At 44.1% G+C, this 12,318-nt stretch carries 10 protein-coding genes; 3 read left to right on the forward strand and 7 right to left on the reverse strand.

Annotation, left to right across the window (positions count from 1 at the left end; translation table 11 throughout):
• Positions 1-4 precede the first annotated feature (4 nt).
• From ACM0P2_RS18435 to ACM0P2_RS18455, 5 genes are all read right to left on the reverse strand, one after another.
• A complete protein-coding gene (locus ACM0P2_RS18435) occupies positions 5-3,190 on the reverse strand; it encodes an efflux RND transporter permease subunit (RefSeq protein WP_419226960.1) in 3,186 nt (1,061 codons plus the stop codon).
• A 459-nt stretch (positions 3,191-3,649) separates the two neighbouring features.
• Entirely contained in the window at positions 3,650-4,102 is a 453-nt protein-coding gene (rplI, locus tag ACM0P2_RS18440; protein ID WP_012519953.1) for a 50S ribosomal protein L9, read from the reverse strand.
• 26 nt (positions 4,103-4,128) lie between these two features.
• Positions 4,129-4,356 carry a 30S ribosomal protein S18 gene (gene rpsR / locus ACM0P2_RS18445; RefSeq protein WP_012519954.1) on the reverse strand — a complete coding sequence of 76 codons (228 nt, stop codon included), beginning with the start codon at positions 4,354-4,356 and terminating at the stop codon, positions 4,129-4,131.
• An 11-nt stretch (positions 4,357-4,367) separates the two neighbouring features.
• Positions 4,368-4,769 (reverse strand): 30S ribosomal protein S6, encoded by a 402-nt coding sequence (rpsF, locus tag ACM0P2_RS18450; protein WP_014951120.1) that lies wholly within the window; start codon positions 4,767-4,769, stop codon positions 4,368-4,370.
• 144 nt (positions 4,770-4,913) lie between these two features.
• Positions 4,914-6,149: a GAF domain-containing sensor histidine kinase gene (locus tag ACM0P2_RS18455; RefSeq protein WP_419226961.1), complete on the reverse strand. Its 1,236-nt coding sequence runs from the start codon at positions 6,147-6,149 to the stop codon at positions 4,914-4,916.
• Positions 6,150-6,418: 269 nt separating this feature from the next.
• Here ACM0P2_RS18455 and ACM0P2_RS18460 point away from each other — a divergent pair, with 269 nt between their 5' ends.
• The 3 genes from ACM0P2_RS18460 (at position 6,419) to ACM0P2_RS18470 (ending at position 9,027) form a co-directional block, all read left to right on the forward strand.
• Positions 6,419-6,706 (forward strand): YebG family protein, encoded by a 288-nt coding sequence (locus tag ACM0P2_RS18460; RefSeq protein WP_159119755.1) that lies wholly within the window; start codon positions 6,419-6,421, stop codon positions 6,704-6,706.
• A 183-nt stretch (positions 6,707-6,889) separates the two neighbouring features.
• Complete coding sequence (locus ACM0P2_RS18465; RefSeq protein WP_236547160.1) at positions 6,890-7,672, forward strand: ABC transporter ATP-binding protein; 783 nt, start codon at positions 6,890-6,892, stop codon at positions 7,670-7,672.
• Positions 7,672-9,027: an ABC transporter permease gene (locus ACM0P2_RS18470; protein WP_419226962.1), complete on the forward strand. Its 1,356-nt coding sequence runs from the start codon at positions 7,672-7,674 to the stop codon at positions 9,025-9,027. The genes ACM0P2_RS18465 and ACM0P2_RS18470 overlap by 1 nt, the downstream gene beginning before the upstream one ends.
• A gap of 23 nt (positions 9,028-9,050) precedes the next feature.
• On the opposite strand, the gene ACM0P2_RS18475 is transcribed toward ACM0P2_RS18470, so the two are convergent.
• Positions 9,051-10,634 carry a methyl-accepting chemotaxis protein gene (locus tag ACM0P2_RS18475; RefSeq protein ID WP_159119758.1) on the reverse strand — a complete coding sequence of 528 codons (1,584 nt, stop codon included), beginning with the start codon at positions 10,632-10,634 and terminating at the stop codon, positions 9,051-9,053.
• 152 nt (positions 10,635-10,786) lie between these two features.
• On the reverse strand, positions 10,787-12,292 hold the full coding sequence (locus ACM0P2_RS18480; protein WP_159119759.1) for a sensor histidine kinase: 1,506 nt from the start codon (positions 12,290-12,292) through the stop codon (positions 10,787-10,789).
• Positions 12,293-12,318 lie beyond the last annotated feature (26 nt).

Consider the following 12,318-nt stretch of genomic DNA (forward strand, 5'->3'; position numbering starts at 1 on the left):
TTCCTTACACATGATCGTTGTATTTATTTTGTTTTACGGTGGATGAGGTAGTCGGCGAAGCGCCAGTGCTCTCTATGCGCTCGGCCAGGGGTTTGAGTATATTTACAGATGACGTTGAAGCCGTCATACGCAGCAAGGTAGGCAGTAATAGCAAGGTGAATATAGTACTCACCGTCATTCCCCCCACAATTACAGCCGCAAGACCTCGATAAATAACGCTGCCTGCACCTGGTAGCAACAGCAGGGGCAGCATGCCAAAGATTGAAGTCAGCGTGCTCATAAAGATAGGCCGTAAACGTAGTTTGATGGCTTGTTCTACCGCGTCATCACGGGTCAGCCCTTCTTGCTCTCCTAGGCGAGTCTGATGCACGAGTAAAATGGCATTGTTTACTACAAGCCCTAGCAAAATAATGAAGCCAATCATGGTTAACAGGTCCATGGGCTGTAAGGTAAAGATGTTCATGATACGAATAGCAATCACCCCGCCCACCGTGGCTAGCGGAATAGAAAGTACTACCAGAACGCTGTCTTTTAACGACTTAAACAAACCCGCCATTAACAGCAGTAGCAACACCATGGCAAAAAGAAAGTTATCAGCCATCGAGGCAATAGCCCCTTTTAAGCTATCCGCGCTACCACCATAATGAATAGCGCCATCGGTAGGCATCATGGCCATAATGGCGGGCTCAACCTCAGAGGTAATCACTTTCATGGCTTCTTCTAAACTCATACCCTCTGGCGGATTTACGTTTAGCGTAAGGGTTCTTCGACCATCAATGCGCTGAATACGGCTTGGTCCTACGGCTCTTTCAATACCTACCAGTTCGCCTAATTGCACCACCTCGCCTGATGGCGTCATGACTGGCGTACTGTTCAAGTCTTCGGGTGTAAACCAGGGCGCTGAGCGGAAGATAATATTCATGCGTTTGGTGCCATCGAAGTACTCCCCCACATACATACCATCACCCATGGCACGTACTAGGTTCCCCATACTGCCGCGATTTAACCCGACTTCCATCATTCGGCTGTCATTGGGGTAAAAGCGAAGCTCTGGTTCAGCTTGCTCTAGTGGAGGATTCGAACGCGCATTAGCGTTAGGGAAAACTTCTCTCAATTTGTCTAAACCTGCTTGCGCAGCAATGCCGAGCATGGCTTGATCAGTACCTTGAAGATGTATGTCAATTGACCGACCGTTTCCAAAGCCGCCGAACAAATTGCCTTGTTGTGAAAAGGTTTGTGTATCCGGCAAATCCTTTAAAATTTCATCGCGAACAATGGCTTCTAACTCTTTAACCTTAGACTGCTCTTTAGCGCGCACACCCAAACTCCCGCCATTTGGCCATGTGATAATGTAGTAGTTTTTCAACGCTGGCTGCTTTTCTCCGTCCATATAGGGCTGCAATCGCTCAACGATAATTGGCATCACTTCTTCACTAATAAAGTTTTCACTGGCACCTGCAGGCAAACTTAAGAAGGCGTCAACGGCATCGCGTTTTACGGGTGGCAAATAGTCCATGGAAGGCATAAGCAGAACACTACCTGTAATAGGCACGCCCATAAGCGTTATTACTAATACGAGGCGGCGAAGCGGCGTACTTGATAGCGACATAATAGCGCGGGTTATTTTTGCCCATACCCGCTGTAAGCTATCAGCTGGCATATTGCCATTAAGGTATCTAGCGGCAACAACAGGCAATACCGTTACCGCAACCACTAGCGACATACACACTGCAATGGCAATGGTAAGAGCGAGGTCAGCAAACAATTGCCCTTCAACATCTTCCAAAAACATGACGGGAATAAAAATAGCAACGGTGGTGGCTGTTGACGCCATGAGGGCACCAAACACTTCTTTCGTTCCCCGATGGGCACAATCCTCCATGTGCGTTTGTGAATTTGGGTCTTTATTTTCGATTTCGGCTTCGGCGCTCTTGCGCGTTCTTACAATGTTTTCCAGCACGACAATAGCGGCATCTAGCACCATACCTACCGCGAAGGCGAGTCCTGCCAGTGAAATGATGTTGAGCGAACGATCGGTAAGTTGAAGCACCACAAAAGTGCTAAGTAGTGAGATAGGAATGGCCAATGCCACAATGAGCGTAGCCCGCAGCTGGCGCATAAAGAGCCAAAGCACGGCAATGGCAAGCAGCACGCCTATAAACAAATTACTGGTAACTAACTGCACCGCTCTATAGATGAATACTGAGGCATCGAAGCTTTGCGCCATTACTAACTGTTCAGGAGCCAAGTCCTGTTCGTTTATTTGTGCAACTTTTTCTTTTACGGCTTCTAAGGTAGCTAGAACATTGGCGTTGTTTTGTCTGTCTACGCGAATAGATATGGCCGGATTGCCGTTTTGCACACTGTAGTTTGCACCGTCAGCGCGGGTGATTTTAATTTCGGCAATGTCATTTAAAGTGATAGGGCTGCCATCTCGCCATTCAAGAATCATTTCACCCATTTGCGTAGGCTCGTAACGACCGTCAAAACGCAGGGTATAGCGTCTTCTACCCACATCGACAAAGCCGCCTGAAATATCATTCGCACGACCCAACTCGTTGGCGACTGCCGTTAGGTCAATGCCTAACTGCGCCGCTTTAAATGGGTCGAAAACAATTTGAAACTCTTCAACACCGCCAACCCCGCTTTCCATACGCGCCCTTGCAACACCCGGGATAGATTCAAGCTGAGGTTTAATGACATCGGTAAAAAAGGTGACATAGGTATTAATTTCGTTTGGATTGCCCGGAAGGCGCTGAAGAAAAAAGTAGGTCAAAGCGGGCGCGTCTCCTCCACTTCCAGCAAGCATAATATTAGGGGAGAGGGCATCGCGAGGTAGTGGCGGTACGCGGTTCATGCGGCTAATCACTTCAATGAGCGTTTTCTGCATGTCCGTATCTAAACCAAACTCTAGATTAATCCACGCATTGCCTTGGTTTGCCCATGCGCTCATAGACTCAAGGCCAGGGATCCCTTGCAGCACTTCCTCTTGAGGCTCAATGATCTCCGACTCAATTTCTTTGGGAGACGCTGCGCGCCACGAGGTCTGGATGTTAATATTCGGTCTTTCAATGTCAGGAAACAGCTGTACAGGTAAATTAAACAGGCTATATAGCCCTAAAAATACCAGCAGTGTTATTCCTATACCTACCCCGGTCGCGTTTTTTATTGCTTGCTTAGTGATGTCCATAATATGGCACTTATGCTTTTTATTGTGTGGTTTACTATAGGTCGCAGTAGTGACAGAAAAAGTTTAAAGCCATGACACTAAGAATTTTAGCGATTATTAACATTTTGTTTAAATACCATTTAAAAAACGTTATTTATCGCAGATGAGTGGACCTCAAAAATACGCTGTTTGTCGGCGCTGGACATATTTGCTTACACCCATCGTTAATTAGGCGCCGCGACGTGGAGTGAGGGTAGGGATATTTTAAACTCGCCCTTCGGGAAGGTCTGGCAAGCTTCGCTCTGGGAATTTAAAAAGCAACGGCCATTCCTGCATTCCCACGCTTTGCTAGGAAACTTGCCAGCGCCTTCTGGGTGAGCAATCATCTATGCGGATTGGTATTGATCTTTAAGTATCGAACAAAAATTTAGAGCAAAAAAAAGCCGCTCTAGGAGCGGCTCTTTTCGAATACGTCAGCGATTACGCTTCAGCAATGATGATCACTTTAATTGAAGTGATAACGTCAGAGTGAAGTTGTAAGTCGATGTCATACTCACCAGTCTCGCGAAGAGTACCAGTAGGTAGTTTAACTTCTGCTTTTTGTACTTCAACGCCAGCTGCAGTGATTGCATCAGCGATGTCACGAGTACCAACAGAGCCAAATAGTTTACCTTCGTCACCAGCAGGTGCTGCGATTGTAACTTCAGCAAGCTCAGCAACTTTTTCAGCGCGTGCGTTAGCAGCAGCTAGTTGCTCAGCAATTTTCGCTTCAAGTTCAGCACGACGTGCTTCGAACTTTTCAACGTTGTCTTTAGTTGCAGGAACCGCTTTACCCTGTGGGAAAAGGAAGTTACGAGCGTAACCAGACTTAACAGTCACTTGGTCGCCCAGGCCGCCAAGGTTGGCGATTTTATCTAGTAGGATGATATTCATCTTAGCTAACCCTTATATTCGCCAAATTACTTGTGTGAATCAGTGTACGGAAGCAACGCAAGAAAACGTGCGCGCTTGATCGCAGAAGACAGCTGACGCTGATATTTTGCGCTTGTACCAGTAATACGGCTAGGGACAATTTTACCGCTCTCAGTGATGTAGTTCTTAAGAGTAGCGATATCTTTGTAATCAATCTCAGTCACACCTTCTGCAGTGAAACGGCAGAACTTACGACGTCTGAAAAAACGAGCCATGGGTGATCTCCTTAAGCGTTGTCTTCAGTGGTTTCAGTTTTCTTTTCCGCGCGGTCTTGGCGAGGAGCAGAATCGTCACGACGCTCACGACGAGGCTCTTCTTTCATCATTGGAGAAGGCTCAGTCACAGCAGTCTTAGTGCGCATAACCATGTTACGTAGGATCACGTCGTTGAAACGGAAAGCATTTTCCAATTCGTCAACAGCTTCTGCAGATGCTTCAGCATTGATTAGTACGTAGTGGGCTTTGTGCAGCTTTTCAATTGGGTAAGCCAGTTGACGACGGCCCCAATCTTCTAAACGATGAATCTGACCACCGTCTTGCTTAAGAATTGTAGTATAACGCTCGATCATACCAGGTACTTGTTCACTCTGATCAGGGTGAACCATAAATACGATTTCGTAATGACGCATTATAGCTCCTTACGGTTGTAGCCTCGACAGTACAGCCGACTGTATGGAGACAAGGAACGAATTGGGATGGCTGTAAGGGCGCGCATTATACGCATACTTACATCGTTGCACAAGCATTAATCAACAGACCCAGCGTATTTACGGTTAGTAAGACACGTCTTTACGAACGTTTGATAAAGGCTGGCTCAATGGGAAGGTAAAAGTAAATTCCGTGTTTTTAGAATCTGAGGAGACTTTTATTGCTCCTTCGTGAGCGCTCGCAATTTCAGAAGCAATAAAAAGCCCTAGCCCCAACCCTTCTTTTTTCTCGCTCTCTTCTCTGCGCCAAAAAGGCTGGAAAAGCCTAGACTTAGATTCATCTGAAATTGCTGATCCGCTATTAGTTACACTTAATAGAAACTCAGTGTTATTGGTAATAACTTTAACGTAAATAGGGTGGGTCTGATCACCATGGACTAACGCGTTTTTCAACAAATTGGAAAGTAACTGGCAAATTCGTTTCTCATCACACACTAAGCCATATGCGATATCAATATGAATATTTATCGTCGCTTGCGGGTTTGCTGTAGCCAGTTCCTCTATTGTGTAATGCAGCTGCTTTGACAGGTCATGTGAAATATCGAGTTCAACCGGCAACCCCTTACCTACCCGACTATGAGTAAAGTCCATTGCATCTTCTATCAAGCGCGTCATTCTTTGCACGCTATTTTTCATTCGTGAAACAGCTTTAAATACTGGGACTTGTATTGTGCTAGCTATTTCACTGTCTTTTATAACATCGTCTAAAAAGTTAATACCAATTTGAATTGAAGACAAAGGCGTACGAATATCATGACCTAATATAGCGATGTACTGCTCTTGCAGACGCGTCATCTTTTTCGCATCGTCAAGTTGAGCATAGGTTTGCTCGATATGGTCACTCAACAGTATTTGATTTGAGATAAGTTTCGCAAACGCACTTATTTGGCCATGAACTTTTTCGTTGCGAAGCTCTCTTGGCTCAGGATCTAGACCGCACAAGGTACCGAAGAACTCGCCATTTGCATCAAAGATAGGATAAGAGAAGTAACTTTCGAATCCGTACATTATAGGTATTGGATTGTCGCGGTATTCTTTGTCAGCAGATGCGTGATTTATCACGATTTCTTTTTTACTCGCGCGCACCGTACGACAAAATGTTGTGTCTATTTCTAAGTGATCGCCCGGCATTAGCCCAAAATCTGCTTTATCTAAGACAGCGCACATGGTCCATGCTTGCTCGGTTACCCTGGCGACACAAATAAAACGAAGCCGCAAGCTACTTGCCAATATTTGCATGATGTGTGGGATGGCATCTATTGACACTATCGCCTGAATATCTCTTTGAATTTCCGTGCTCATATCAGTCGCCTTATTAATTCCTTTAATGGGATAAAACAAAGTCGTGTCCGTCTATCCTGTTTGAGCCTTTGAGCCAATGGCACTAATAAATGCCATACTGATTGAACCAACGAAGGTAGTCTTGTAATCAAAAAAATTAATCTATTTTGACTAAAGTATAATACTTGAGTCTATCAACATTATTAAGCAAAATATTTTACCAGTTACTGTTTATTTATACAGTAACATGCTGTACAGTTTTTACGTCTTAAATAAATAGGGGACCTACCATGGCCATTACCACACAGTATGTTGTTACGCACAAAGGGGTAGAAAAATTGGTAACTACCGACAAAAAAGAAGCCGATCAGTACGATAAAATGCTTGATGCAGCAGACAACTTAGCAAGCTATATTTACGCTAAAGGCATTAAACTAGAAGACAGCGTCGTAGAAGAGTTGACAATTATGCTGTCGAAAAACAAAGATAAAATTAGCAAGATATTCAAAGGCGCCACAGCTGAAAGCGTACTTGAAGACGAGAGCGCAGAAGTGGTAAAGCTTCAGGCTAACGGCTAGTAAATTTAAGCTTTCCGATTTACTACGTCTTTAATACAAGCGAATAATAAAAGCTAATACCGCTTATGATGATGTTATTTGATAACATTACCATAAAGCGGTAACTTATTTACGGCTGCGATGAACTGCTGCTTCATCTCTGCTTATTCTAATTTTTTGACGTGTAGACGGGTCGAGCGAAACGTGGATTTAAGTGAACAAAAGCAAAGAGTTCAACACAGAGAAGTTGAGTTTACTACCGCTATTGAAGTAACTAACTTACAGTTCGCGTATTCTAAAAAGAGTAAACCCATACTCGATATCAAGAAATGGCAGATCTCGAAAGGAGAGCATATATTTCTCTCTGGCCCTTCCGGTAGTGGTAAAAGTACCCTGCTAAACCTGCTATGCGGCACGCTAACACCATCAAAGGGTAAAATTTCGTTATTAGAGCAGCCATTCTCTTCGTTATCTAACCGACAAAGAGACACATTTCGAGCGCGCAATATTGGCGTAGTATTTCAGCAGTTCAATCTCATTCCTTATCTTTCTGTTGCGCAAAACATTAACGCTGCGGTCTATTTTGCTAATGAAGGGAGCGTCAAAAATACTAAAGAGGTTACAGCTGCAACTTATCAACTGCTGAACCGGCTTCAGTTATCAGATAGTTTGCTACACGCCAAAGCCGATGCTCTCAGCATTGGTCAACAACAGCGTGTAGCAATAGCCCGTGCGCTTATTAACGACCCACAATTACTGATTATCGATGAGCCAACATCAGCATTAGACACTGACGCAAGGGACAGCTTTATGTCGTTGCTAAAAGACGTTGCGGCCGACAGTACTATGATATTTGTAAGTCATGACGAGGCAATGAAAAGTTATTTCGAGCATCATTGTAGTATCTCTCAACTAAATGGCTCTCTCGGCAACTCTGCCTCGTCTTCAAGTACAGATATTACTAATTCTTCGCAGGAGTGCGTCTGATGCTCAGCACCATCGCAATAGAAAGTTTAAAGCGTAGGAAAGCAACTGCGATACTTACGATTTTGAGTATAACTATCAGCATTAGTTTGTTGCTTTGCGTAGATATTGTGCGCAATCAGGTAAAAACGAGTTTTACCCGCACCGTTTCCGGCGTTGACCTTATTGTGGGTGCACCAAGTGGGCAGCTCAATTTGCTATTGTCTTCTGTATTTAACATTGGTACTCCAACAAAAGGCATTGACTATAAAAGCGTTGCATCGCTTAAGACGAATAACCAAGTTTCTTGGTTAATCCCACTTTCATTGGGCGATACACATCAAGGATTTAGAGTTGTTGGCACAACTAACAGCTTTTTTGAGCATTTTAAGTATGGTGATATGCAGCATTTGGCCTTATCTGAAGGAGGTGTATTCAACCAGCCTTTATCTGCTGTTATCGGATCTGATATTGCGTCAAAATTAGGTTACGGCGTTGGCGATGAGATGGTCATTTCTCATGGCTTGGGTAATGTTTCATTTAATAACCACGACAAACATCCATTTATCGTTTCTGGAGTTTTAGAAAAAACAGGCACACCTGTAGATAAAGCCGTATATGTCACGCTGCAAGGCTTGGAAGAAGCACACTCAGGTTCGCAGCCGGTAACTGCCTCTCTAGTGAGGAATCCGGCCGACAATCATATCAAGACTTCTGATGAGCATGAGCATGAGCATGAGCATGAGCATGAGCATGAGCATGAGCATGAGCATGAGCATGAGCATGATGAGCTTACTCAAGTTAATTACGATAGCGACGCTTTTACGCCACAGTCGGTATCTGTCGTAATGTTAGGGCTTAAAAGCCGTATCACTGCGCTACAACTTCAATACCAAATCAATCAAAGTAAAAAAGAGCCGCTAATGGCTATTTTACCAGGCATGGCGCTGGCCGAACTGTGGCAAATAATGGGGAATATTGAAGCCTTACTGTTAGGTTTATCTGGGTTGATTGTCATTTGCGCCTTAATAGGTCTTGCCACTATGCTTTTGGCAACAATGCGCGAGCGCTATCAAGAAATAGCGATTTTAAGAACCATTGGTGCAGGACCCTTTACGTTGCTTTTACTTGTTCAAATTGAAGCTATGTTGCTTACGGTGATAAGTGCTGTTTTAAGTATTGGATTAGTGGGAGCGTTAATGAATGTACTCAAGCCGTGGCTTAGCGGCACCTATGGGCTATTTTTAAGTAGCCCATTGTTCGGTAAAAGCAGTGCCATCATCATTTTGTTAATATTAAGCTGTACCTACCTCGTGTCTCTTTTCCCCGCTATTGCTGCTTACAAACGCGGGTTACATGCAGGTTTAAGTCAGCATTGATAATGCTTATCGTGACAACGGTTTTATTCTCCTACTCTGCGATTTGAACTAAACCGAATAATAAGCTCGTTCACTTGCGTCACCGTTTTACGTAAGTCGTCACTTGCAACTAGTGACGCCTCTGATGAGCGCTGGGTCTCTGCCGCACCGTCAGCTACCTCAACCAGCTGTTGATTGATGTGTTCTGCTACAGTACTTTGCTCTTCCACAGCAGAAGACATTTCAACTGTGGCGTCGGCAATACCTTTAACGGCGGTGTTTATTTCAAATAGTGCGCCCCGTGTTTCTTCTACAATAGCGCTTCCGTTTTCGGCAGACGCAAGCCCTTCATTAGAAACCCTCACCGCACGCTCTGAACGCTCAGCCAACTCACTAATAATATTATGAATTTTATCTGTCGACTCGCGGGTCTTTGAGGCTAATGTGCGCACTTCGTCAGCAACGACAGCAAAACCTCGTCCTTGCTCGCCTGCTCTTGCCGCTTCAATTGCAGCATTGAGCGCAAGCAAGTTAGTCTGCTCAGCTATTGTAGAAATTATATTTGCCGCTTCGCCGATATCAGTCGTTGATTGCGCCAGCTCTGTAACTGTTTTTGAAATAGACTGAACCGCTTCACGCAATTCGACAATCGCTTGCATCGCCTGCTCTGCTTTTTTATTGCCTGTAGCCACATTTTCTGCGGCAGACTGGGCGCTTTTAGCATTGCTTTCTACACGCTCCGCGACTTCTTGAATAGCCTGACTCATTTGCGTAACAGCAGAGGCAATTTGTTGTGTAGCTTGATTCTGCTGTACAACCGCTGCGCTGGTCCCTTCCGCTTGCTCGTGAGTTGTTTTGGCGATTCTGTCTAAGCTCGCCGACGCATCCTTAATTCGTGTAAGCGCAGTGCGATTGCGGGCAAGCTCACACCCGAGAGCAAGTTTAACCTTGGCAATATGCGTGGGGTCGGAAAAGTAAGTTTGCGCCACCGTTTCATCGGTATAGCTTTCTGGGCTAAGTGAGAGTATTGCACTCCATTCTTTCTTGTTTTGTAGCTGTTGAACAGTTATTAGTGCTAGCGCTCCGACCAACGCTATCGCCCCTGCCCCTAAGCCATGGGTAACACCAAGTACAGCAATTATAAGCGCACCAATAGCCAAAGACGGAAGTAACTGCTTAAACATATCCGCAAAGCGAGAGACAGGTGATACCGCAGACTTTCCTTGTTGTAACCTGCCATAAATATCGGAAGCTTGCTGAATCTCTTCATTTAATGCTGGCACTCTAACAGACTCATACCCAACTATAGCTTGCCCTTGATAAACAGGCGTAACAAACGCTGACACCCAGTAATGATCACCGTTTTTTCGTCGGTTTTTAACCAGCCCTAGCCAACTTTGCCCAGACTCCAAAGTCCGCCACATTTCCTTAAACACCGCTGAAGGCATGTCAGGATGTCTTATGATGTTATGGTTTTTGCCAATTAGTTCATCTCTGTTGAAGCCACTTGCTTCTATAAATTCATCGTTACAATGCTGTATAACGCCACGCTTATCCGTGGAAGAAATAAGGCGGTGGTGAGTAGGGAACTTATATTCTTTTTGTGTAATTGGCTGGTTATTTCTCATCTATTACTGTCTCCAATTCGCAAAGCGTGGGTCCGTTTTATTGGAAGCAATGCTTTCTCATAAGACTAGATCATAAAACGCTTCTGTCTAGTGCGGAAAGTAAATTAGAAAAAAATTTATTTTACCAACAACTTAGAGTAAGACATTAAACTTTAGATGAAAGGCAAAACGACCGTGACTTTTGTACCTTTGCCCTCTTCACTAACGATATCTATCTTGCCATTATGCTCTTCGATAATGGTCATTGAAATTGACATTCCCAACCCGGTTCCCTCGCCCACAGGTTTAGTCGTAAAAAAGGGCGTAAATATTTTGTCCTGAACCTCTTGCGACATGCCCTCGCCTTCATCATCGATGATAAGGAACAAATTGTATTCACTCTTTTCTATTCGTAATTCTATTTTATTATCTTGCGGCGTGGCGTGAATAGCATTTGTTAAAAGGTTAACCAGCACTTGTTGTATTTGACCTGAATTTCCATTGAAGTAAACATCTTCTTCTGGCGCGTCGAACACAACATTATTACGATATTTATGCAGGTTATTAGTTAGCTTGATAGCCGTGTTCATTGCTTCGATGGCACTAATTTCAGAATACTTACCACCACTAGGATAGGAAAAGCTGCGCAGAGCTTTGACTATGTCTATTATTCGCTCTATTCCTTCTTGAGATTCATCAAACATTTCGGTGATTTCTGAGGCGCTTTCACGTAAAGCAAATCGTTTCTCAAGCTGTAAGAACTTTTCTTCTACTTCACCACCCGCAACTTTACATAGGCCGCCAATTTCGTCTAGCGCACGTTGATATTCGTTAAAAATATCTTTAGCCACTACAGTGTTACTGCGCACATAGCCAATGGGGTTGTTAATTTCATGAGCAATACCGGCAGCAAGTTGACCAAGCATCGCCATTTTATCTGCACTAACAAGCCTTTCTTCTAAAAAATCGCGGTCTTTTTTAATGCGACTTAATTCGTTTTGCCTAATACTCAGCTCACTCTTTTTATTTTGATATCGAGAGGTGATATTTAAATAGTGCTTTGTTGTGTCTAACACATACAGTGTCTCTTCTTCGAGATGATCATCCTTGGTGAGTAGTACCAACCACGTATATTGGCCTTCTGACATTTCATGCATAAAATGTAGCAAGCGAGCTTCTTGATTTGTATCTGGCCGCGTTACGACACTCACACACCAATGAGAATAGCTTTCCCTTAAATCTAGTGGCGTCTCTTTTAACATTAATTCCGCTAAAGCATGAGACGTTATCCAACCTTGTCCATCTACCAAAACACGGTCGTCATCGCCTAGGCATAATCTTCCATTTTTAACCGAGAAAGCTTTACCACAATATGCACCGCTAAATTCTACCGCAGACTCTAGGGCTGAAATTATGAGACTTTTCGAAGATTTTGCCTGAGTAAGTTCGGACGCGGTATGATTAAGATAAAGCAGTTCACGTTCCCGCTTCTTTGAGTCGTTAAGGGCTTTTCTTAACGCTTGGTTCGCGAGATACGCATCTTGGGAGTAGGTTTCGAGGAATGACTCGGCGTTTTTTCGCGCCGATTTCTGGCGTTTTAACTGACGCTCTAGGGAATTAACGCGGGCTTCTAACGCTAAAATGCGCTCTTGTTCAGTGGATTTTGATGATTCACTCAATGAGAAGCCCAACGCTGTGTTTGCTA

This window comes from Alteromonas sp. OM2203 (genome assembly GCF_048517045.1).
Taxonomy (GTDB): Bacteria; Pseudomonadota; Gammaproteobacteria; order Enterobacterales; family Alteromonadaceae; genus Alteromonas; species Alteromonas gracilis.

Bases quoted from the DNA above. Each gene is read 5' to 3' on its own strand.
- ACM0P2_RS18435 (WP_419226960.1), bottom strand. From the start codon at position 3,190: ATGGACATCACTAAGCAAGCAATAAAAAACGCGACCGGGGTAGGTATA.
- rplI (WP_012519953.1), bottom strand. From the start codon at position 4,102: ATGAATATCATCCTACTAGATAAAATCGCCAACCTTGGCGGCCTGGGC.
- rpsR (WP_012519954.1), bottom strand. From the start codon at position 4,356: ATGGCTCGTTTTTTCAGACGTCGTAAGTTCTGCCGTTTCACTGCAGAA.
- rpsF (WP_014951120.1), bottom strand. From the start codon at position 4,769: ATGCGTCATTACGAAATCGTATTTATGGTTCACCCTGATCAGAGTGAA.
- ACM0P2_RS18455 (WP_419226961.1), bottom strand. From the start codon at position 6,149: ATGAGCACGGAAATTCAAAGAGATATTCAGGCGATAGTGTCAATAGAT.
- ACM0P2_RS18460 (WP_159119755.1), top strand. From the start codon at position 6,419: ATGGCCATTACCACACAGTATGTTGTTACGCACAAAGGGGTAGAAAAA.
- ACM0P2_RS18470 (WP_419226962.1), top strand. From the start codon at position 7,672: ATGCTCAGCACCATCGCAATAGAAAGTTTAAAGCGTAGGAAAGCAACT.
- ACM0P2_RS18475 (WP_159119758.1), bottom strand. From the start codon at position 10,634: ATGAGAAATAACCAGCCAATTACACAAAAAGAATATAAGTTCCCTACT.